This is a genomic window from Arthrobacter sp. efr-133-R2A-63 (assembly GCF_030209795.1).
In the GTDB taxonomy this organism is placed as follows: domain Bacteria; phylum Actinomycetota; class Actinomycetes; order Actinomycetales; family Micrococcaceae; genus Arthrobacter; species Arthrobacter bambusae_A.
In genome coordinates, this window is sequence record NZ_JARVRG010000006.1 from 55,388 (window position 1) to 76,747 (window position 21,360).

The 21,360-nt window shown below is 64.3% G+C and carries 24 protein-coding genes; 12 read left to right on the plus strand and 12 right to left on the minus strand.

Annotated elements, in window-relative coordinates:
- Positions 1–7: 7 nt before the first annotated feature.
- A complete protein-coding gene (locus QRN45_RS03440) occupies positions 8–385 on the minus strand; it encodes a PLD nuclease N-terminal domain-containing protein (protein WP_241709318.1) in 378 nt (125 codons plus the stop codon).
- Between the two features lie 81 nt (positions 386–466).
- Here QRN45_RS03440 and QRN45_RS03445 point away from each other — a divergent pair, with 81 nt between their 5' ends.
- Positions 467–775 carry a DUF4229 domain-containing protein gene (locus QRN45_RS03445; RefSeq protein WP_241709319.1) on the plus strand — a complete coding sequence of 103 codons (309 nt, stop codon included), beginning with the start codon at positions 467–469 and terminating at the stop codon, positions 773–775.
- 92 nt (positions 776–867) lie between these two features.
- Here QRN45_RS03445 and QRN45_RS03450 read toward each other — a convergent pair whose 3' ends face one another.
- The 5 genes from QRN45_RS03450 to QRN45_RS03470 all read right to left on the minus strand — a co-directional run bounded on the left by QRN45_RS03450 (position 868) and on the right by QRN45_RS03470 (position 5,245).
- On the minus strand, positions 868–1,749 hold the full coding sequence (locus tag QRN45_RS03450; protein WP_078107687.1) for a 1,4-dihydroxy-2-naphthoate polyprenyltransferase: 882 nt from the start codon (positions 1,747–1,749) through the stop codon (positions 868–870).
- Positions 1,750–1,809: 60 nt separating this feature from the next.
- On the minus strand, positions 1,810–2,943 hold the full coding sequence (locus QRN45_RS03455; protein ID WP_284762439.1) for an AMP-binding protein: 1,134 nt from the start codon (positions 2,941–2,943) through the stop codon (positions 1,810–1,812).
- Between the two features lie 9 nt (positions 2,944–2,952).
- A complete protein-coding gene (locus QRN45_RS03460; protein ID WP_284762440.1) occupies positions 2,953–3,906 on the minus strand; it encodes a 1,4-dihydroxy-2-naphthoyl-CoA synthase in 954 nt (317 codons plus the stop codon).
- 21 nt (positions 3,907–3,927) lie between these two features.
- Positions 3,928–4,365 carry a VOC family protein gene (locus tag QRN45_RS03465; protein WP_284762441.1) on the minus strand — a complete coding sequence of 146 codons (438 nt, stop codon included), beginning with the start codon at positions 4,363–4,365 and terminating at the stop codon, positions 3,928–3,930.
- A 151-nt stretch (positions 4,366–4,516) separates the two neighbouring features.
- A complete protein-coding gene (locus QRN45_RS03470) occupies positions 4,517–5,245 on the minus strand; it encodes a CPBP family intramembrane glutamic endopeptidase (RefSeq protein WP_264636912.1) in 729 nt (242 codons plus the stop codon).
- 202 nt (positions 5,246–5,447) lie between these two features.
- Between QRN45_RS03470 and QRN45_RS03475 the strand changes: the two genes are divergently transcribed.
- On the plus strand, positions 5,448–6,926 hold the full coding sequence (locus QRN45_RS03475) for an amino acid permease (RefSeq protein ID WP_502870694.1): 1,479 nt from the start codon (positions 5,448–5,450) through the stop codon (positions 6,924–6,926).
- Between the two features lie 77 nt (positions 6,927–7,003).
- Here the strand turns inward: QRN45_RS03475 and QRN45_RS03480 are convergent, their stop codons facing one another.
- Positions 7,004–7,729, minus strand: coding sequence for a dienelactone hydrolase family protein (locus QRN45_RS03480; protein ID WP_241709325.1), 726 nt, complete (start codon positions 7,727–7,729; stop codon positions 7,004–7,006).
- A 73-nt stretch (positions 7,730–7,802) separates the two neighbouring features.
- On the opposite strand from QRN45_RS03480, the gene QRN45_RS03485 reads away from it, so the two are divergent.
- The 5 genes from QRN45_RS03485 (at position 7,803) to QRN45_RS03505 (ending at position 11,934) form a co-directional block, all read left to right on the plus strand.
- The gene (locus tag QRN45_RS03485; RefSeq protein ID WP_284762442.1) at positions 7,803–8,261 is read left to right on the plus strand and encodes an SRPBCC family protein; all 459 of its coding nucleotides are present in this window, start codon (positions 7,803–7,805) and stop codon (positions 8,259–8,261) included.
- Positions 8,261–8,917, plus strand: a complete 657-nt coding sequence (locus tag QRN45_RS03490; protein ID WP_284762443.1) for a pentapeptide repeat-containing protein — start codon at positions 8,261–8,263, stop codon at positions 8,915–8,917. The genes QRN45_RS03485 and QRN45_RS03490 overlap by 1 nt, the downstream gene beginning before the upstream one ends.
- Before the next feature lie 127 nt (positions 8,918–9,044).
- Positions 9,045–10,268, plus strand: coding sequence for a thiolase family protein (locus QRN45_RS03495; RefSeq protein WP_264636909.1), 1,224 nt, complete (start codon positions 9,045–9,047; stop codon positions 10,266–10,268).
- Positions 10,268–11,074: an enoyl-CoA hydratase/isomerase family protein gene (locus QRN45_RS03500; RefSeq protein WP_264636908.1), complete on the plus strand. Its 807-nt coding sequence runs from the start codon at positions 10,268–10,270 to the stop codon at positions 11,072–11,074. The genes QRN45_RS03495 and QRN45_RS03500 overlap by 1 nt, the downstream gene beginning before the upstream one ends.
- Positions 11,071–11,934 (plus strand): 3-hydroxyacyl-CoA dehydrogenase family protein, encoded by an 864-nt coding sequence (locus tag QRN45_RS03505; RefSeq protein ID WP_264636907.1) that lies wholly within the window; start codon positions 11,071–11,073, stop codon positions 11,932–11,934. Before QRN45_RS03500 ends, QRN45_RS03505 begins: the two co-directional genes overlap by 4 nt.
- 107 nt (positions 11,935–12,041) lie before the next feature.
- Here QRN45_RS03505 and QRN45_RS03510 read toward each other — a convergent pair whose 3' ends face one another.
- Positions 12,042–12,986, minus strand: coding sequence for an endonuclease domain-containing protein (locus QRN45_RS03510; protein ID WP_241709331.1), 945 nt, complete (start codon positions 12,984–12,986; stop codon positions 12,042–12,044).
- A gap of 146 nt (positions 12,987–13,132) precedes the next feature.
- Here QRN45_RS03510 and QRN45_RS03515 point away from each other — a divergent pair, with 146 nt between their 5' ends.
- The 4 genes from QRN45_RS03515 to paaZ all read left to right on the plus strand — a co-directional run bounded on the left by QRN45_RS03515 (position 13,133) and on the right by paaZ (position 17,524).
- Positions 13,133–13,732, plus strand: coding sequence for a GNAT family N-acetyltransferase (locus QRN45_RS03515; protein WP_241709332.1), 600 nt, complete (start codon positions 13,133–13,135; stop codon positions 13,730–13,732).
- A gap of 96 nt (positions 13,733–13,828) precedes the next feature.
- Positions 13,829–14,467 (plus strand): LysE family translocator, encoded by a 639-nt coding sequence (locus QRN45_RS03520; RefSeq protein WP_241709333.1) that lies wholly within the window; start codon positions 13,829–13,831, stop codon positions 14,465–14,467.
- Between the two features lie 91 nt (positions 14,468–14,558).
- A complete protein-coding gene (locus tag QRN45_RS03525) occupies positions 14,559–15,284 on the plus strand; it encodes a tyrosine-protein phosphatase (protein ID WP_241709334.1) in 726 nt (241 codons plus the stop codon).
- 137 nt (positions 15,285–15,421) lie between these two features.
- Positions 15,422–17,524 (plus strand): phenylacetic acid degradation bifunctional protein PaaZ, encoded by a 2,103-nt coding sequence (paaZ, locus tag QRN45_RS03530; protein WP_241709335.1) that lies wholly within the window; start codon positions 15,422–15,424, stop codon positions 17,522–17,524.
- A gap of 113 nt (positions 17,525–17,637) precedes the next feature.
- On the opposite strand, the gene QRN45_RS03535 is transcribed toward paaZ, so the two are convergent.
- Entirely contained in the window at positions 17,638–17,958 is a 321-nt protein-coding gene (locus tag QRN45_RS03535; protein ID WP_078107704.1) for a GYD domain-containing protein, read from the minus strand.
- A 210-nt stretch (positions 17,959–18,168) separates the two neighbouring features.
- On the opposite strand from QRN45_RS03535, the gene QRN45_RS03540 reads away from it, so the two are divergent.
- Positions 18,169–18,576 carry a VOC family protein gene (locus tag QRN45_RS03540; protein ID WP_241709336.1) on the plus strand — a complete coding sequence of 136 codons (408 nt, stop codon included), beginning with the start codon at positions 18,169–18,171 and terminating at the stop codon, positions 18,574–18,576.
- A gap of 165 nt (positions 18,577–18,741) precedes the next feature.
- Here QRN45_RS03540 and QRN45_RS03545 read toward each other — a convergent pair whose 3' ends face one another.
- Genes QRN45_RS03545 through QRN45_RS03555 form a run of 3 tightly spaced genes read right to left on the minus strand, consistent with a single transcriptional unit; the run spans position 18,742 to position 21,240 of the window.
- Positions 18,742–19,344, minus strand: coding sequence for a TetR/AcrR family transcriptional regulator (locus QRN45_RS03545; RefSeq protein WP_078107744.1), 603 nt, complete (start codon positions 19,342–19,344; stop codon positions 18,742–18,744).
- 53 nt (positions 19,345–19,397) lie between these two features.
- Positions 19,398–20,750, minus strand: a complete 1,353-nt coding sequence (paaK, locus tag QRN45_RS03550; protein ID WP_284762444.1) for a phenylacetate--CoA ligase PaaK — start codon at positions 20,748–20,750, stop codon at positions 19,398–19,400.
- A 7-nt stretch (positions 20,751–20,757) separates the two neighbouring features.
- Positions 20,758–21,240, minus strand: a complete 483-nt coding sequence (locus tag QRN45_RS03555; protein ID WP_264636901.1) for a hotdog fold thioesterase — start codon at positions 21,238–21,240, stop codon at positions 20,758–20,760.
- Positions 21,241–21,360 lie beyond the last annotated feature (120 nt).

Here is a 21,360-nt window from a genome sequence, read left to right on the forward strand (position 1 = left end):
GGGAACGTCAGCTGTTGACGTCGCCGCTGTCGTCGGCCTTGGACTCGCCCTTGAGCTTGCGTTCCTTCGCTTCGAGCTCGGCCTTGAGCTTCTTCAGCCGTTCGGCTTCTGCCTGCTTGCGACGGCGGGCCTCGAGGTTGCGGAGAAAGTCGGGGTCGTCGTCGGGTGCAGTGGGGTGGCTCGCGGGCTGCGGGGCGGGGCCGATGTTGTACGGGCGGCCGATGAGGAACCAAAGAACCGCGCCGAGAACCGGCAGCAGGATCATCACCACGATCCACGCGGTTTTGGAAATCCCGCGGGTGGCGCGGCGGTCGGTGCGGATGGCATCCACCAGCCCATAGACGAATACGAGCAGGACGGCCACAACTGCAACAACGCGGAGCATAACGTCAAGTCTAGTCTCCGCGCGGTCCGGTGATAGCTGCGCGCACAGAGTGCGATCAGGCTGTGAGGCTAAACTTGATCCGTGGCTTTCCTCAAATACTCCCTGATCCGCTTGGCGCTCTTCGTGCCGCTCTTCGTCCTCTTTGCCCTGTTGCACACGGGTTTGTTGCTGGCGGCTATTTTCGCGGGCCTTATCGCGTTCGCCATCAGTTACCTGTTTTTCAAGAAGCAGCGCGACGACGCCACGGCATCCATGCGCGAGCGTTTCTCCGGGCGGGCCAAGCCCATCCGCTCGGCGCTGGAGATCGAAGATGCCGCGATCGAGGACCGGCTGGTGGATGAAAACCCCGTAGTTAAGGTCGAGAACGACCGACGCCCCAAAGAAGGCTAGAAGCCCAGAGCCCATATGTGAGCGGGGGTTGGCGAAAACCGGGCCATATGTGAGCGGGGGTTGGCGAAAACCGGGCTATATGTGAGCGAGGGTTAGAAGCCGTGGCTCAGGATGAGGCCCACGGAAAACAGCACGCTGTAGCCAAGGTTGATCAATCCGGTCTGCTTGAGCACCGGGATGAGGCTCTTTCGCTTCCGGCCGTTGACCATGAGCCAGGCCGGCATGAGGCAGGCCGGGACCAACAGCAATACGATCAGCATCCAGGGCCTGGTGGGTGCGAGCACCACCACCAGCAGGATGGCGAGGGCCAGCATCAGGACATAGCTCTCGCGGGCATGGCGGTCGCCCAGCCGCACGGCCAGGGTCCGCTTGCCCGCCAGCATGTCCGTGGGGATGTCGCGCACATTGTTGGCCATCAGTAGGGCGCACGCGATCAATCCGGTGCCAATCGCGCCGATGACGGCCGGGAGGCTCACTTGCCCCGCCTGCGTGTAGGTGGTGCCCAGCGTTGCCACCAGGCCGAAGAAGACAAACACGAACAGGTCGCCCAGGCCCAGGTAGCCATAGGGGTTCTTGCCCCCGGTATATCCCCAGGCGGCGAGGACGCAGCCGATGCCCACCAGGATCAGCCACCAGCTCTGCGTGATGATCACCAGGACCAGGCCGAAAATCATGGCCAGGCCGAACGCGCCGAAGGCGGCCCACTTGACGTGGTCCGGCCGGGCAGCGCCGGAACCGACCAGCCGGAGCGGACCCACGCGGTCCTCATCGGTGCCACGGATGCCGTCCGAATAGTCGTTGGCGTAGTTGACCCCGATCTGCAGCAGCAGCGCCACGAGGGCGGCGAGGATGGCATTCAAGAGCCGGAAAGATTGCAGCTCGTAGGCTGCCGCTGTGCCGATCAGCACCGGCGCGATCGCCGCCGGCAGGGTGCGCAGGCGGGCGCCTTGAATCCATTGTGCAGCTGTTGCCACGTTCAGTACCTCGTGTTGTTTCGCGTTGGGGAAGGCAAATGACGGTCAGGGAGGACCTATCTATTCTCCCTGATGCACCTCGGTGAGAAGCTCGATCATCGCCAGCCGGTCCGGCTTTCCATTGGGAAGCATGATGAGTCCATCCGTGGTGAGCACGGTTTTGGGAGCAAGGGTCCCTAGGGATTCCTGGCAGCGGGCCTTGTAGTCCGCGACGCTTTCCGGGGAGCTGTCCTCGACGGCAACATACGCTGCCACCGCCTGGCCCCACTCCCTGGAAGGCACCCCGGCCACGAAAGCCGCCGTGACGCCGTCGAACTTTTCAAGCTCCGCCTGGATGAACGCGGCGGAGGCTTTGACGCCGCCGGTGATGATGACGTCGTCGGCCCGTCCCAGCACCGTGAGCGTGCCGTCGGCGGCGAGCTCGCCAAGATCGTTGGTGCGATACCAGCGGGTGCCGTCCTCGTCGAAGAATGCCTCGGCACTTGCCTCGGGCGCGTCCAGGTAACCGGAAGCCACGGTGTCGCCGCCCAGAAGGACCCGGCCGTCGTCGTCGAGCGTGACCCGAACGCCCTCCAGCGGCCTTCCGTCGTACACGCAACCGCCGCATGTCTCGGCGGAGCCATACGTGGTCACGACCTTCAGCCCGGCCTCGCTGGCGGCGTCCAGCAGCGCGGTGGCCGCGGGAGCGCCGCCCAGGAGGATGGCATTGAAGCGGCGCAGGGCTGCGAGGGTCTGAGGCGACGGCGCGTCCAGGAGCCGCTGCAATTGCGTCGGAACCAGGGAGGTGAAGCGGATGGTGTCCGTCAGTTCCTCGGCGGCGGCGGTGAAGGCCTCCGGAGTGAAGCCGTTCGAGAGGTCCATGACCCACGGACGCGTGCCGGCGAAGAGCGAGCGGACCAGGACCTGCACTCCGGCAACGTACTGCAGCGGCAGGGCCAGGAGCCACTGGCCCTCACCGCGGAGCGCGATGGCCGTGGCCATGGAGGAAGCAGCGAGCTCATCGACCGTCAGCACTGTGGCCTTGGGCGTGCCGGTGGACCCCGACGTGCGGACCACTACTGCAGCGTCCTCGAAACCGGGCGTTTCAACGGGGACGGCCACCGGGGTGCCGTCTTCCGCGACGACGATTTCGACGGCGGGTCCCTCGTCGTGGAGGGCCGCGGCCAGGGCTTTGAGAACGGGATCGATGTTCACGGGCGAGTCCTAGAAATAGTACGGAAAGTTGGACCAGTCCGGATCACGCTTCTCGAGGAAGGCTTCCTTGCCCTCGACTGCTTCGTCCGTCATGTAGGCCAGGCGCGTGGCCTCCCCGGCGAACACCTGCTGGCCGGCCAGGCCGTCGTCGGCGAGGTTGAAGGCGAACTTGAGCATGCGGATGGCCTGCGGGGATTGGCGCGCAATGTCCGCCGCGTACTCCAGGGCGACTTCCTCGAGGCGCTCGTGGTCCACGGCCTCGTTCACGGCACCCATGCGGACCATGTCCTCCGCGGAATACTCACGGGCCAGGAAGAAGATCTCGCGGGCGGCTTTCTGCCCGATCTGGCGGGCGAGCAGTGCCGAGCCGTAACCGGCGTCGAAACTTCCCACGGTGGCATCAGTCTGCTTGAACTTGCCGTGCTCGCGCGAGGCGATGGTGAGGTCGCTCACGACGTGAAGGGAGTGGCCGCCGCCTGCTGCCCATCCGTTCACGACGGCGATGACCACCTTGGGCATGGTCCGCATGAGCCGCTGGACTTCCAGGATGTGCAGGCGGCCGGCCCGGGCGGGGTCGATGCTTTCCTGGGTCTCGCCGTCGGCATAGCGGTAACCGTCCCTGCCGCGGATCCGCTGATCGCCGCCGGAGCAGAAGGAATGGCCGCCGTCCTTGGGGGAGGGGCCGTTGCCGGTGAGAAGCACTGTGGCGACATCGGGAGTCATCCGGGCGTGGTCCATGGCACGGTAGAGCTCGTCAACCGTGCCGGGACGGAAGGCGTTGCGGACCTCCGGGCGGTTGAAGGCGATCCGGACGGTCGGAAGGTCCCTCGTCACCTTCCCGCCGGCGTCGCGCTCGACCTGCCGGTGGTAGGTCATGTCCTGGAAATCGCCGAAACCGGACACTGTGCGCCAGCGGGACGGGTCAAAGACGTCGGATACCTTGGCGGGGAAGTCGTTGCTCACCCTCAGAGTCTAGTAATCCCCTCAGCTGATGCAGAACTCGTTGCCTTCGGGATCCGCCATGGTGTGCCATTCGTGCGGCCCTTGCTTGGCCGTCCACAGGTATTTCGCGCCCCGCGCTTCCAATGCGGCGCGGACGTGGTCCTTGTCCTGTCCGTTGAGGCGGACGTCCCAGTGGACGCGATTCTTGACGGTCTTATTTTCCGGAACGGTCTGGAACAGGAAGCGGCGGCGGGTGTCGTTGTCTTGGTCTTCCTCCGGGCCGATGGCCGCGCCGTCCTTCCACACGAGCTTGCCGTTGTGGGTGGTGGTCTCTTCCTCCGTGGCGAAGCCTTGATCCACCATGGACCGGATGAACGCCTCGTCCTGGGGCTCCACGATCCATTCGAGCGTCTCGGCCCACCAATCGGCCAGGGCGTGCGGATTCCTGCAGTCGATCACTACCTGAAAGTTCAGTGCCATGGACTGAAGCTACGACGACGGCGCGTGGCCGGGGAAGTGCCTAGCGGACAGTTCCGGTCCGGGTTGCCCAACTAACTCGCAGTAAGTGTCGTTTTGGGCCTTGAAAACGACATCTGCTGCGAGTCAGTTGGGTGGGCGGGCGTGGGGTGGGCTAGCCGCTGAGGAGTTGCGGCGGGATCGCGTAGATCAGCACGACGGCCAGAAGGTTCTTGGCGGCATGCACGAAGTAGGAGAACATGACGTTCTTGCCCGTCCAGACGTAGACGGCCACCAGGACCACGCCCATTCCGAGGTACGGGGCCAGCGCGGGAACCACCAAGCCCTCGCGTCCCACCACATGGATGGCGGCGAAGCACAGCACGGACAGGACACAACAAAGCCAAATATTGACTCGGCGGGACAGCTTGCCGATGAGCAGGTGCCGGAACAGGTACTCCTCCACGAAAGGACCCAACACCACCAGCAACGGCACCACGAACCATGGCGGCAGTTGCAGGACCAGCGACTGGAGGGTCAGCTGGTTCTGCGACTCCTTGGCCAATCCGGTAACTGTCACCAGGATGGCGGTGATCACCAGCATCGCGACGATGGACAGTGGAATCATGGCCAGCGTGAACCACGGACGTGTGGCCAGGATCAGGAAATCCCGGGCTATGACGCGCCACGCTGCCGCAACCGCGAAAAGGCCCACCGAAGCATAGAACCCGAGGTTGATGGCGAAGACGGCCGTGGCAGGGTCGGGGAAAATCTGTTGCACGAAAGCCGTCACGGGCGCGGTGGCGAGGCTCAGAACAGCGGCCAATGACACATAGAGTCCGAAAGCCGCGGCGTCCAAGCCCGTGAAACGGTATAGCCTGCCGGCTGGCGGAATGGTGCCCATATGTCCAGCTTAACGCCCCTGTTTGTTGCCCGCGTCACGGTCCGCGGAAATCACCGGGTACGATGGTTCTGCCGGATTTACCTTCGACGCTTCCGCGTTTTCGCAATTGATTCGACTCGCCAAGAGGTCGAAAGCTCGAATTGTTCTGTGCCAATGCGCGGGAAGCCAGGGCCGGCATCTACTCAACCCACAAGGAACAGCTGTGCCTCAAAAAACCACAACCGACCTTCAGCGTGAGCCGGGAACCCTGGCTGCGCCCAGTACCGCTACAACGTCCGCAAACCTCAGCGCCGAGGGCTACCAGAAGACCCTGAGCCGCCGCCACGTCACGATGATCGCGATGGGCGGCGCGATCGGCGTCGGGCTCTTCATGGGTGCGGGTGGACGCCTGGCCTCCACAGGTCCGGCACTGATTTTCTCCTACGCGATTGCCGGCGTCATCGCCTACCTGCTGATGCGGGCCCTCGGCGAACTGATCATGTACCGCCAGACGTCCGGCTCGTTCGTCAGCTACGCCGGAGAAATGTTCGGCAAGAAGGGCGCCTTCCTCTCCGGTTGGATGTACTTCATCAATTGGGCCATGACGGGCATCGCCGAACTCATTGCCATCGGCCTCTACTTCCAGTTCTTCTTCCCGAACGTCCCCGTTGAACTGTCCGCCATCGCCGCGCTGGTGCTGCTGGTGGCCGTGAACCTGTTCAGCGTCAAGGCCTTCGGCGAGTTCGAATTCTGGGCGTCCTGCCTCAAGGTCGCCGCGATCCTCATCTTCCTGGCCGTGGGCACCTTCATGGTGGTCACGAACGCGCAGGTCGGCACCGGCCACGCCTCCGTGGGGAACCTCTTCGCTGCCGACGGCGGCATGTTCCCCAAGGGCGGACTGGTGATGATCCTGGTCCTGAACGCCGTGATCTTCGCTTACAACGCCATTGAACTGGTCGGCATTACCGCCGGCGAGATGCAGAACCCGGAACGCGAAGTGCCCAAGGCGATCCGCGCCGTCGTGATCCGCATTGTGGTTTTCTACGTCGGTTCCGTCATGCTGCTGGCGATGCTCCTGCCTTCGGACCAGTACCACGCGGGGACCTCTCCGTTCGTCACGGTCTTCGGCCAGATGGGCTTGCCATGGATGGGCGACGTCATGAACATGATCGTCATCACCGCTGCGCTGTCCTCATGCAACTCGGGCCTGTACTCGATCGGCCGCATCTTCCGCACCATGGCCAACAATGGACATGCCCCCAAGTGGCTCACCAAGATGTCCACCCGCCACGTGCCGTACGCGGCCATCCTGGCTATCGGCGCCGTGTATCTCGTGGGCATCCTGCTCAACATCTGGTTGGGCGGTTCGCACGCCTTCGACCTCGCGCTGAACACCGCATCGATCGGCGTCATCTTCACGTGGGGCTCGATCTTCGCCAGCCAGATCGCGCTGCGCAAGAAGAAGGGCAACGTCTCCAGCCTCCCCATGCCGGGTTCGCCGTGGACCAGTTGGGCCGGCCTGATCGCCCTCTTGGCCATCACCGTGCTGATCGGCATGGACACCATGACGGACAAGGCCACGGGCGAGGTGTTCCTCCTGGGCCTCTGGACCCTGGCTACCATCCCGTTCTTCGCCCTGGTGCTGTGGCTTGGCTGGCAGAAGGTCAAGAACAACGAGCCGAAGAGCGAGCTTTTTAGCTAGTCCCCACCATCGATTGCTCCGTAACTGCCATTTTGAGCTCTCAGAACGGCACTTACGGAGCAATCGATTTAACCGGCTCAGCCTTTCAGGTGTTTCGCGAAGTGGTCCTCGATCCGCTGCCAGGCTTCCGGAGCCGCGGCCGGATCGGGTTTGATGCCCATCACCCGCATCAACGGCCGCAGAGGCCGGGGTCCGACCGCAACGTCGTTCATGAAGGCGTGGCCCGCCGTCGGGAATTCCTTGACATCGTGCTCGATCCCGAGCGTCGACAGGGCGGCCTCCAACTTCGCGGCCGCTCCCGGCATCGTCCGGTCCTTGGCTCCGTAGTTGGCCACGACGGGGCAGGCGCCTTCCAAAGCCTGCTCCAGGTGCCGGGGCAACTGGCCATAGTTCACGGAGGCCGCGTCGAACTCGTCGTGGGCCATGAGCAGGGCGAAGGCGCCGCCCATGCAGAATCCGATGACCCCCACCTTTCCTGTGCACCGGGCATCGCTGCGGAGCCAGGAGCGTGCCGTGGACACATCCGTGAATGCCCGGCCCGCGCCCGACCCAAGGGAGCGCATGGTCGCCACGAGGCAGCGCCTCGCGCCGCCGTCGCTGTAAAGGTCGACGGCGAGCGTCAAGTAACCGGCGGCGGCCAGCCGGTCCGCGTGCCTGTGCATCTCCTCGTCGAGGCCGAAGGCTTCATGGATGAGCACGACGCCGGGAAACGGTCCTTCGCCGTCGGGCTCGGCCAGGTAACCCCGCAGGGTCTTCGAGCCTCCTGCCAGCGCGCTTTGAGCGCTCATGTCGATGTGCACCATGGTGCAATCCTGCCAGACGACGCGAATGTCTTCGCCGGAGGCTTTTGTCAGCGGTCGCCGTTAGGCTCGATGCATGGACCACAGCACCACGCTCAGCCACCACGTCAACGCCTCGCGGGAGAAAGTCTGGGCCGTCATTTCCGACATTCCGGGCTCTGCCAGGACCCTTTCCGGAGTCAAAGCCATACAGATGCTCAGCGAGGGATCCTATGGTGTGGGCACGCGGTGGAGGGAAACCCGCGCCATGATGGGCAGGGAGGAGACCGTGGAAATGCATGTTGCCGAGTGTGATCCTCCGCGCGCCACCACGGTCAAGGCCAGGCAGGGCGGCGCCGATTACACCACCCGCTTCACCCTCGAAGAGCGCGACGGCGGGACCGAGCTCGCGTTGTTCTTTGGCGCCGAAGTCCTCAAGCCGACATTCTTCAGCAGGGTCCTGATGGCCGCGTTCGGAAAGCTCGGAATGAGCGTCACCCGCAAGGCGCTTGCGAAGGATCTCGTCGAGATCGCGGCGAAAGCGGAGACGCTCTGATGGCGGTTGCCAAGGTGACGGCACCCCGGATCTCCCCGATCAGGCTCGACGAGCTTCGCGACGATCCCACTCCGGACTTCCAGCGCGGGGAACGGTACGACGGCGTCCGCCTCACCCGCGCCGTGGCTGACGGAGCAGAGCTGAGCGGGGCGGACTTCATTGAGTGTGAATTCAATCAGGTCTCCTTCAACGAGGCACAACTGCGTGGCGCGACCTTCCGGGACTGCATCCTGAATGAGCCCTACGCCCCGGTGTTCACCGCTGCACGGACCTCGTGGCGTGAAGTGGAGATCAGCAACCCGCGGTGGGGTTCGGCGGAGATGTACGAGGGCGCCTGGCACTCAGTGAAGATCGACGGCGGCAAGCTGGACTTCCTGAACCTGCGTGGATCCAAGCTCATGGATGTGGTGATCACGGGCTGCATCATCAACGAACTCGACCTCGGGGCTTGCACCGCAACGAGGATGGTGCTCAAGGATTGCACCATCGGGACGCTGGATGTCTCAGGGGCCAAGCTCAAGGATGTGGATCTGCGTGGCTCGGACTTCCGGATGATCAACGGACTTGGTGGACTCTCCGGCGTCGTCATCGATGATTACCAGCTCACCCTGCTGGCACCCCTGTTGGCCGGACACCTGGGTATCCGGGTGATTTGAGTGAGGGGTGACCGCGGGGCCCTTGACCCGGTGACGGTTGACCGCGGCGCGGTGCCGTGTAATCTTTATAGAACGAACGGTCGGTAAATTATTCTCCGGCCCCGCTCCCTTCGCGAAGGATGTTCTCATGGTCGAGGCTTTTCTTGTTGGCGGTGCCCGCACCCCTGTAGGCCGTTATGGCGGCGCGCTTTCCGCGGTACGGCCTGATGACCTGGCAGCCCTTGTGGTCCGTGAAGCCGTGGCCCGTGCCGGCGTCGACCCCGACGCGATCGATGAAGTCATCCTTGGCAACGCCAACGGCGCCGGCGAGGAAAACCGCAATGTTGCCCGCATGGCAACCCTTCTCGCGGGACTGCCCCTCCACATCCCCGGAATCACGGTCAACCGCCTCTGCGCCTCCGGAATGAGCGCCATCATCATGGCCAGCCACATGATCAAGGCCGGCGCTGCGGACATCGTGGTGGCGGGCGGCGTCGAGTCGATGAGCCGGGCCCCCTGGGTGCAGGAGAAGCCCACCGCAGCCTTCGCCAAGCCGGGCCAGATCTTCGACACGTCGATTGGCTGGCGCTTCGCCAACCCCCTCTTCAGCAAGGGCGAGCTGTCCCGCGGCGGCAAGATGACGTATTCCATGCCGGAAACTGCCGAGGAAGTCGCCCGTGTGGACGGCATCTCCCGCGAGGACGCCGATGCCTTCGCCGTCCGCTCGCACGAACGCGCGCTCGCCGCCATTGCCGGCGGCCGGTTCAAGGAAGAGATCGTGCCGGTCACGGTGAAGACCCGCAAGGGCGAGACGATCGTGGACACCGACGAAGGCCCGCGTGAGGGAACCACCATGGAGGTCCTCGCCGGTCTCCGCCCAGTGGTCGCAGGCGGCTCCGTAGTCACGGCGGGCAACTCCTCCTCCCTCAACGACGGCGCGTCCGCCATCATCGTTGCCTCCGAGGCTGCCATCGAGAGGTTCGGCCTCACCCCGAGGGCCCGCATCATCGACGGCGGCTCGGCTGGCTGCGAACCGGAAATCATGGGCATCGGCCCCGTTCCGGCTTCCCAGAAGATCCTGGCCCGGTCCGGGCTCACGGTCGGGCACCTTGGCGCCGTCGAACTCAATGAAGCCTTCGCGACGCAATCGCTCGCGAGCATGCGGCGCTTGGGCCTGGATCCGGACATCGTCAACCTCGACGGCGGTGCGATCTCCCTGGGGCACCCGCTCGGTTCCAGCGGCTCGCGTATCGCGATCACCTTGCTGGGCCGCATGGAACGCGAGCTGGGCAGCGCCGACCGCAAGATCGGCCTCGCGACGATGTGCATCGGCGTCGGGCAGGGCGCGGCAATCCTCCTGGAAGGCGTGTAATGGCGTTGAATCCCGGGGAATTCGGAACCCTGCTCATCGAGGAGCGCGAGGACCGCGTCACCGTCCTGCTGAACCGGCCCGAGGTGCGTAACGCGATCGACCAGCAGATGGTGGATGAACTCCATCAGGTGTGCGATCACCTTGAACGCGAGCCGAAAATCCTGATCATTGCCGGCGTCGAAGGCGTTTTCGCGTCGGGTGCCGATATCGGCCAGTTGAGGGAACGCCGGCGCGACGACGCTTTGCGCGGCATCAACTCCACGATTTTCGTGCGGATCGCGAAGCTGCCCATGCCGGTCATCGCGGCCCTGGACGGCTATTGCCTGGGCGGCGGGGCCGAACTCGCCTACGCCGCGGACTTCCGCATCGGCACGCCCAGCCTGCGGATCGGCAACCCGGAAACCGGACTGGGCATCATGGCCGCGGCCGGTGCAACGTGGCGCCTCAAGGAACTCGTGGGGGAGCCGATTGCCAAGGAAATCCTCTTGGCGGGCGCCGTTCTCCGTGCCGAGGAAGCCCTGCGCATCAACCTCATCACCCAGATCCATGATGCCCCCGTGCTGATGGAAGCGGCCCACAACCTTGCCGACCGGATCGGCCGGCAGGACCCCCTGGCGGTCCGGATCACCAAATCCGTGTTCCACGCTCCGGCCGAAGCGCATCCCGTGATCGACACACTGGCCCAAGGCATGCTTTTCGAATCGCAGGCCAAGTTCGACCGCATGCAGGCGTTCCTGGACAAGAAGAGCGCCAAGCAATCCAGCGACAACCCGTCCAGCGACAACCCAGACAGGACCCGAAAATGACAGCAACGTCCGCCATCCCGCATGTTGTCGGTGTCCTGGGCGGTGGCCGCATGGGCGCCGGTATCGCCCACGCCTTCCTGATCAAGGGCGCCACCGTGATCGTCGTCGAACGCGACCACGAATCCGCCGCAGCCGCGCAAGGTCGCGTTGCCGAGGCGGTGGCCAAGTCCGTGGCCAGAGGCACCCTGACGGGAACCGCCGAAGAAGCCTTGTCCCGGTTCAGCACTTCTACCGACTACGACTCCTTTGTCCACTGCGGACTCGTCGTCGAAGCCGTGCCCGAGGACTACGAACTCAAGGTTGCGGCCCTCAAGGCTGTGGAGGAGCACCTCTCCGCTGACGCTTTCCTGGCCTCCAACACTTCGTCGCTCTCCGTGACCGGCCTTGCGTCGCAGCTCCGTAGGCCTGCCAATTTCGTGGGCCTGCACTTCTTCAACCCTGTCCCGGCTTCCACGCTCATCGAGGTGGTCCTGGCCAAGGAGACGTCGCCGGAGCTCGCCGCCACGGCGAAAAGCTGGACCGAGGCACTCGGCAAGACCGCCGTCGTCGTCAACGACGCACCCGGCTTTGCCTCCTCGCGGCTGGGTGTTGCTATCGCGCTCGAGGCGATGCGCATGGTTGAAGAAGGCGTGGCGTCTGCCGAGGACATCGACGCGGCCATGGTGCTCGGCTACAAGCACCCCACGGGACCGCTCAAGACCACGGACATCGTAGGCCTGGATGTGCGCCTGGGCATCGCCGAGTACCTGCATTCGACGCTGGGGGAGCGGTTCGCCCCGCCGCAGATCCTGCGCGACAAGGTTGCCCGCGGCGAACTGGGCCGCAAGACCGGCAAGGGATTCTTCAACTGGACTGACTAGCGCCTCGGGTCACCCAACTGACTCGCATTTAATGTCGTTTTGAGGCTCCAAAACGACAACAACTGCGAGTCACTTGGGCGCCCAACCGCTACTTGGGCGCCCAACCGCTACTTGGGCGCCCAACCGCGGTCCAGGAGTACGGCACTGACTTTCGCGACGGCGGACCGTGCGTCGTTCTCCATGTGCCGTTTTGAGATCCTCACCAAGTGCCATCCGGCACGGGCGAAATCCTCTTCGCGGGCGATGTCCCGGACTATCTGGGCCGGCTCGGAATGCGGCTCGCCGTCGTATTCGACCGCCACGCGGTGTTCGAGATAGCCCAGGTCCGGTTGACGCACGACGCCGGCACCTAGCTCAGTGGCTACGTTCAGCTGCGGTTCGGGCAGCCCGGCGTTTTCGAGTGCCAGCCGGAGCCGGGTTTCCGGGGCGGAGTCTGAGCCGATCCGTGCCTGTTCGAGAGCCAGGCGCGCTTTGCGGATTCCCGGCGTGCCTTTGTGCCGGTCCAGCATGTCGGCCAGCTGTTCCAACGTTGCGTACGGCTCTGTCCGGCCTTCAAACTCCGGCCGCGGGATCCGCACCAGATAATCGGCAACAACGGTCAATTCATCCACGGTCATCCTCCTGGACACATCGAGCCAGGTCCGGGTGCGCGTGGTGACCAGGAGGCCATCAAGGCTCGTGATTTCGTCGTCGAAGAACTGCCCTACATGCCCCACCACCCCGGTTCGCCGAGGAATGGCCATGGTGTCCGGACGTGAAATGTGAATGCGCGGATCATCCGTGCCGGGCAAAAATCCAGGGAACCGCCACAGGGCGAAAGCCGTGGCATGCGAAGCAGCCGAGAACTCGGTCACCGCAGTGAAAGGCCGGACGAAACCGACGTCCCTCGGCTGTCCTTGGACCAGTGACTGGTCTGGAATCCTGATGCCGCGGCTTGGCGAGGGCAGAGATTGGTGCCGCAACCGCCGTCGGCTCACACCGGCGTCGACCGCTTCTTGAAAGGTGAACGGGGCGTTCGCCAGCAGCGCCGGCAACGGTTGCGGGGTCTTCATCGCCTTATCGTTGCAAATCCTGGAACGCCATTTTGAGTTATCCACAGGCAATTGCCCCGGCACCCCAACTGACTCGCAGTTGTTGTCGTTTTCAGGCCCCATAACGACAACAACTGCGAGTCAGTTGGGTCGGTTAGGCTGGCTGGGTGACCCTCATTGCACCCGTGACCCTGGACGGTCGCTTCGTAACCCTGGAACCACTTAGCACCGACCACCACGACGGCCTTGTGGATGCCGCCAAAGACGGCGAGTTGTGGAAACTCTGGTACACCTCGGTCCCGACGCCGGAGGGCATGGCCGCGGAGATCGACCGCAGGCTCGGGCTGCAGGAGCAAGGATCCATGCTGCCGTTCGCCACGCGGTTGAAGGCGGACGGCAAGCTCATCGGCATGACCACCTACATGAACATCGACGCCGCCACTCCGCGCGTCGAGATCGGCTCCACCTGGAACGCGGCTTCGGCACAGGGCAGCGGGAGCAACCCGGACTCCAAACTGTTGCTCCTGGGGCATGCCTTCGAAACCCTTGGCTGCCCCGCCGTCGAATTTCGGACGCACTGGCTCAACCACCAGTCCCGCGAGGCCATCGCACGGTTGGGCGCGAAGCAGGACGGCGTGCTGCGCAACCACTCGCGGACTGTGGACGGCGTGCTCCGCGACACCGTGGTGTTCTCGATCCTCGAACACGAGTGGCCCGCTGTCCGCACAGGCCTCGAATTCAGGCTCGCGAAGCGCCTCCCCAAGTAGCTCGCAGTTGATGTCGTTTTGAGCGCTCATAACGACATTAAGTGCGGGTTAGTTGGGTTAGCCCGAGCCACATCCCTCCTCCGGAAGCAGTCCCTTATGGTCGAACAACTCATGGCCTTCGCGCTGACCTGCGTCGTCGTGGTCCTCGTTCCAGGACCCGATTTTGCCCTGGTGCTGAAAAACGCGCCCCGCGGACCTGGATCAGCGGCGACCACCGCGATCGGAATCATGGTCGGCAACACGATCCTTGCCCTTCTCGCCGTGCTCGGCGTCACGGCGCTCCTAAGCGCGTCGGAAGTCCTGGGCAACGTCATCAGGATCGCCGGTGCCGCCTACCTGCTTTACCTGGGGACCCGAGCCCTGCTTGAGGCCTTCGGACGCCCCCGGAATCTACCCGCCGCGGCCCCTGGGCCCAGGCTTGGATTCCGAGGTAACTCACCATTCCTTCAAGGAATGGTGAGCAATCTGCTCAACCCCAAGGTCGCCGTCTTCTATCTGTCCCTTTTCCCCCAATTCAATCTCGCACCGCTTCCCCCTCTGGGCCAGCACGCGTTGATGGCGGGCATCTTTCTGCTCACTGCGCTGGTTTGGTATGTCGCGCTGGTTCATGCGCTCAAGAGAATCTCCACGGCACTGGCCCGACCCCGCGTGACGCGGATCATCACGGGTGGATCCGGCACGGTCCTGATCGGCGTCGGAGGGACGATCCTGACGAAGTCCCTGGTCGCCAGCTAACGGCCCGCCCTTCCTGGCAACGCTCGCTCACCTATATCCGCCTCCCCGGAAACCCTCGCTCACCTATCCTGCATGTGGTTAGCTGTCCGGTATGGATGGGATCTCAACCGCCGCCAAGCAGCGGGGCGTCCATTGGGACGGTGCGGTGAACGCCTGGCACATCGCCGGAAGCGTGTACCGGATGGGGCGGCGGGAATGGCTCACCGACGCCGGGTGGCAGCAAATGTACGACGCCGGCATCCGCACCGTGATCGACTTGCGGACTCTTCGTGAGCAGCAGCCCAGGGAGGTCGATCCCGAGGTTTCAGCGGAGGCGACCGCGCGTTTCGACATCGTCCATTGCCCCACCGAGGACCCGGAGGACAAGGAATTCACCGAGCTCTTTGGCCCGTATTTGAAGGATCCTGCCCACTACGCCGACTATGTACGGCTCTTCCCGGACAAGCTCGCCGCAGTTTTCAAGGCCATCGCCGCGGCACCCGACGGGGTGGTGGTGCACTGCGCGGCCGGGCGCGACCGTAGCGGGATCATCGCCGTGATGCTGCAGAATCTGGCAGGAGCGAGCGACGAGGAATTCGTGCGGGGTTATCAGCAGGGAATGCGTGGAATCAACGAGCGCCACCGGCACCATCGCGCCCCTCACGCCCATGATCCTTTCCTCGAGGAAGACGCCCTTGAAGCGATGTTGTCCGTACGCACGGCCAGCCTCCTGGAATTCGCGCATTCCCTTGACACCTTCGCCTTCCTACGGGCGAACAGCGTTTCCGGTGCGGAAGTTGCCGCCATCCGGGCCAAACTCAACGCTCCGGGGAGGTAGAAGGACGCCGCCCGAAGCGGCATCTAGTGTGCAGAACGGGCCTCTCATGTATTCTGGGGATATTACCGAACGGCCGGTCAGTAATTTGCGGTCGTTCTGTCCATTTCGTGCCCGTGCCTTGGAAGGACCCGTCGACGATGACCAGTACCGCAGTCGCTCCGGAAGCCACAACCGTTGAAACCGTGCCCAGTTTCGTCCAGGGCGAGTGGTGGACCCCCAGCGCCGACGCCACCGCGGGCGTGCCCGTCCGCGACGCCAGCACGGGCGAGATCCTCGCAACGGTCAACACCGACGGACTGGACCTTGCCGGCGTCGTGAACTACGGCCGTGCGGTGGGCCAGCGCGAGCTCGGCAAGCTCACCTTCCATCAGCGTGCCCTCAAGCTCAAGGAACTGGCGCAGTACCTCAACGGCCGGCGCGAGGAGTTCTACACCTCGTCCTTCAAGACCGGCGCCACCAAGATCGACTCGATGGTGGACATCGACGGCGGCATCGGGGTGCTCTTCACCTTCGGATCGAAGGGCCGTCGCGAACTGCCGAACTCGCAGGTCGTGGTGGACGGTCCCATGGAAGTCCTGTCCAGGGACGGTTCCTTTGCCGGCGAGCACATTTACACCCGCATCCCGGGCGTCGCGGCGCAGATCAACGCCTTCAACTTCCCCGTGTGGGGAATGCTCGAGAAGTTCGCGCCCGCGTTCATCGCCGGCGTCCCCACCATCGTCAAGCCAGCCACCCCCACCGGTTACGTTGCCGCCGTCGTGGTCAAGGCAATCGTCGAGTCGGGCATCCTCCCGGAAGGCTCGCTGCAGCTCATCTCGGGATCCGCCCGCACCCTGCTGGACCACCTCGACTACCGCGACATTCTCGCCTTCACCGGCTCCGCCTCCACCGCCAACTCGCTGAAGTCCCACGTCAACGTGGTCCAGGGCGGCGTCCGCTTCACCTCGGAAACCGACTCCCTCAACGCCGCCATCCTCGGCCCCGACGCCGTGCCCGGCACCCCGGAGTTCGACGCGTTCATCAAGTCGGTCGTCACCGAAATGACGGTCAAAGCCGGCCAGAAGTGCACCTCGATCCGCCGCACCATTGTGCCCCAGGCCCTGGTGTCCGACGTCGTCGCCGCCATCGGTGCGCGGGTGGACGAGCGCGTCGTGGTCGGCGACCCCCGCGCAGAGGGCGTCACAATGGGCGCCCTCGCGTCCCTCGAGCAGCTCGCCGACGTCCGCGCCGCAGTGCAGTCAATGCTCGACGCCGGTGGTGAGCTTGCGTACGGGACGCTCGATTCGCCGTCGGTCACCTCGCTCGACGGCACCGTCGGTGTCGTGGAGGGTGGAGCGTTCATGTCTCCGGTCGTCCTGAGCTGGGCCGACGTGGACTCGGAAGCAGTCCACTCGCTCGAGGCATTCGGTCCGGTGTCTTCCGTGATCGGGTACTCGGACCTCGACGACGCCGTCCGCCTCGCCGCCCGCGGTGGCGGCTCCCTCGTGGCCTCCGTGTGCACCAACGATCCTGCGGTCGCCCGCGAATTGGTGACCGGAATCGCGGCGCACCACGGCCGCGTCCTGATGCTCAACCGCGAGGACGCCCGTTCGTCCACCGGGCATGGTTCGCCTGTGCCGCACCTGGTCCACGGCGGACCGGGCCGCGCCGGTGGCGGCGAGGAACTCGGTGGTATCCGCTCCGTCATGCACCACATGCAGCGCACCGCTATCCAGGGCTCGCCGAACATGCTCACCGCAGTGACCGGAGTCTGGCACGCAGGCGCGGACCGCAACTTCACAGTGGAGACGGAAGGTACGCACCCGTTCCGGAAGTCGCTTGCTACTCTGCGGATCGGTGACGCCGTGCGGTCCGAACTGCGGCAGGTCACCCTGGACGACATCACCGCCTTCGCCAACTCCACCGGCGACACCTTCTACGCCCACACCAACCAGGAAGCGGCCGAAGCCAACCCGTTCTTCCCGGGAATCGTGGCGCACGGCTACCTGCTGCTCAGCTGGGCCGCCGGATTGTTCGTGGAGCCGGCGCCGGGCCCGGTCCTGGCCAACTACGGCCTGGAGAACCTGCGCTTCATCACGCCCGTGGCCGCAGGGGATTCGATCCGCGTCACGCTCACGGCCAAGAAGATCACCCCCCGCGAGACCGACGAATACGGCGAGGTAGCCTGGGACGCTGTGCTGACCAACCAGAATGACGAAATCGTAGCCACCTACGACGTCCTGACCCTCGTCGAGAAGTAACCCCCTTCCGACGCCCGCTCACGTATGGGGGTGTTTGGCCGGACGCTCGCTCACTGTGCCTGCATACGTGGAACGCTCCCCAGCACTGGGGAGCGTTCCGTGTCTGAGGAGTTCTATTGCCCTGGGGCGCGGTATGCCGGGGTCTTCTTGGCCGCTTCGTCGAGATCCTCAACCGTCATGAGCGGCTTCAAATGCAGGCGCACTGCGCCAGTCGCATTGATCATGAGTGACAGGGCGGCGGCGCTAGCCGCGTCAGGGATTTCGAAGACCCCGACGACGTCGGTCTCGCCGAAAGCGTAGTAGAAACATTCGAGCGATCCGTCTACGGATTTGAGTGCATCGACCACAGCATCGCGGCGCTTGGTGCCGCCCTCGCGCAACAGCCCGTTGATTCCGTCGCCGACGTAGTTTGCTTCGAACAGATATTTCGTCATTGTCTTCCCGTCCCGTGATGTCCAGGACTCGGGCCTCCTGCGGTGCTCCCATCACCCGTTGAGGGAAGGTCCCGGAGTTGTTCCCCTGCGAGGGGGCTTTGCACATCGTAGGCCGAGGCTGCCGCCCTGACAACGGGCCAGACCAAAGTTTGCTCACGAGGTCTTTCCGATCGCGTGCGGCGTAAGATTTTTTGCGTAGGAGGTGGCGAAGTGAACCTAGCACTGAGAACAGCCACAACCGTCTTGCCCGTCGACGACGTGGACCGAGCCCGCAGCTTCTACGCAGAGAAACTCGGCCTCCCTCATCGCGGCATGACCTGGGATGGAAATGATTTGTTCGGCATCGATGGTGGTCCCATGCTGCAGTTGATGCCCATCAAGGACGGCATGCATTCATCGCACACTGCCCTTTCCTTTGAAGTCAGCGACATCGAGCGGACAGTCGACGAAATGGAGGCGAGCGGCGTCGAATTCCGGGATTATGATCTCCCCGAGCTCAAGACCGAACACCACATTTGTACTACCGACGCCGATCGTTGCGCCTGGTTCATGGACACGGAAAACAATGTCCTCTGCGTCCACGAAAGCTTGGGTATCCAGGCCGAATACCAGCTCTGAAAAGCATCACCGCACCACGCAGAACGCTCGCTCACTTTTTAGTGAGCGAGCGTTCTGCCAATTGGGGATATATGTGAGCGGGCGTCGGTTGAAAGGGCCGTATATGTGAGCGGGCGTCACAGGGGGAGGGCGGGGAGAGGGACGGAGGGGTGCCCCGGAACCGTCCTACGCCGAGGCGTGCAGGCCGTCGAACGCCATGGTGATGACGTCGTCGGCCAGGCGCTGCGGGGAGAGCGAGCCGCCCGGTTTGTACCACTCCACGATCGAGTTGATGGTGCCGAACAGGAGCCGGGTCACGGTGCGGGGATCGATGTCCTGGCGCAGTGTGCCTTCTTCTCGGGCGGCCGAGATCAGCGCGGCCACCTTGTGGTCGAAGGCACGACGCCGTTCCAGGGCGTCGCGCTCAATGTCGGTGTTGCCGCGGAGCCTCAGGAGCAACGTGACGAACGGCAGCCGGTCCACCAATACGGCGATGGTCTGCCGCAGCACGAATTCCAAGCGGGCATCCGCTGCCCCTGTCACAGCCTCGGGCTGTTCGAGGATGGCCTCGAGCCCACCCAGCGCGTGCTCCAGGGCGAGTTTCAGGAGGTCGCCCTTGGACGGCACATGGTGGTAGATGGCCGACTTTGAGATTCCGAGGTTTTCGGCCAGAATGCCCATGGACGTGGCGTCGTAGCCGTGGCGGTTGAAGACGTCGACGGCGATGAGCAGCACTGATTGCTGGTCGTATCCGGGGCGTCCCCGCTTGGTTACTGTTTCACTAGGCATGCTGGCCATTTTCTCATGAACGTTCGGTTGATCCGTGTATCCGCCGGGCCACGTTACCTCTTGGGTCGCATGTCATAGACGCGGCGCAGCTTGCCGTTGGAACGCTCGAGCGAACCCGGCTCCACGACGTCGACGACGCACGAAGAGCCCACGTGGATCTTGATCTGCTCGCGCAAGGCGTGTGCCGCCGTCGTGCCCGCCTCGACGGAGACGTTCTCGCGGCGCTCAATCTTGACCGTGAGCGAATCCATGCGCTTGCCTTCGGGGCGGGTGAGCTCGAGCTGGAAGTGCGGGCTGAGCTCGGGGATGCGCAGGGCGATTTCCTCGATCTGTGAGGGGAAGAGGTTCACGCCGCGCAGGATGATCATGTCGTCGCTGCGGCCGGTGATGCGGCCCATGCGGCGGTGCGCGGGGCGGGCGGTGCCGGGCAGCAGGCGGGTGAGGTCCTTGGTGCGGTACCGGATGATCGGCAGAGCTTCCTTGGTGAGCGAGGTGAAGACGAGCTCGCCCGGTTCGCCGTCTGCCAGCACAGCACTTTCCCCGCGCGAGGGATCGAACGGATCGATGATCTCCGGCCGGAAGTGGTCCTCCCAGATGTGGCAGCCATCCTGGGTCTCCACGGCCTCGCCCGCGACGCCCGGGCCCATGACCTCGGAGAGCCCGTAGATGTCGCACGCTTTGATGTTCATGGTGGTTTCGAGCTCGTGCCGCATTTCCTCGGTCCACGGTTCGGCTCCGAGCACCGCGTACTTGAGCGAGGTCGACGCCGGATCGACACCCATGTGGACCATCGCGTCGGCGATCGTGAGCAGGTAGGTGGGCGTTGCCAGGATGGCGTCCGGCTTGAAGTCCTGGATCAGCTGGATCTGGCGTTCGGTCTGGCCGCCGGACATCGGGATGACAGTGCACCCCAACGCTTCGGCACCCGCGTGGGCGCCGAGGCCGCCGGTGAACAGGCCGTAGCCGTAGGCGTTGTGGACCTTCATGCCGGGGCGGACTCCTGACGCCCGGAGCGAGCGGGCCACCAGGGTGGCCCAGTTGGCGAGGTCGTTTTTGGTGTACCCGACGACGGTCGGCCGGCCCGTGGTACCCGAGCTCGCGTGGATGCGGGCTACTTCGTCCTGGGGCACGGCGAACATGCCGAAGGGGTATTCCTGGCGGAGGTCTTCTTTGGTGGTGTACGGGAACTTGCCGAGATCGGACAGTTCGCGGAGATCGGAGGGGTGGACGCCGGCGTCGTCGAACTTGCGCTTGTACAGCGGGACGCGATCGTAGGCGTAGGCCACGGTGTGCTGGAGGCGGCTGAGCTGCAGGGCTTCGAGCTCGTCGCGGGAGATGGTTTCTTCACGATCCAGCTGTGCGGTGTTAAGCGGTGCGTCGGGAGCGGCGACGGTGTTCTGTGTCATGGTCTTCCTACTTCTTGGAGATGGTGCGGCTGCGGCCACGGAACTCGGCGATGAGCTCGCCATAGCTGCCCGGATCCTCGGGCGAGCCGACGGCGGCAGCTTGGCTTGCGTCGGCCGCGAAGATTTGGATGTCGTACAGGCCGCTGCGGCCGTTGTTGGCGCGGCGGTTCGCGACGGCGGTGATCACCTGGCCTTGATAGGCCGGCTTCAGGAAGTTGATGTCGACGCCGGCGGCGACGGTGATGGTGTCGGCTTCCGACGGCGAGGGGTTGGCCGGGTTGCATGCCAGGGCAAACGCTGAATCAGCGAAAGCGAAGATCATTCCGCCGTGGGCCATTCCGAAGCCGTTGAGCATTTCCTGCCGGAGCTTCATGCGGACGGTGGCGTGGCCGTCGTCGACCTTGAGTACCTCCAGGCCCATCCACTCGGAGGCGTAGTCGTTCTTGAGGATCTGGTGCTGCGCTGCGCCAGAAAGGGTGGTCTCAACCATGCGTCATTGCCTCCAGCTTTATTTACCGAATGTTCATTAGGTAATCCCAGTTTGCTTGAACTGTCAAGAGGTGACCGTCCGGCGGGCCCGACCCGGACCACCAAAAACCCGACGTAGTAG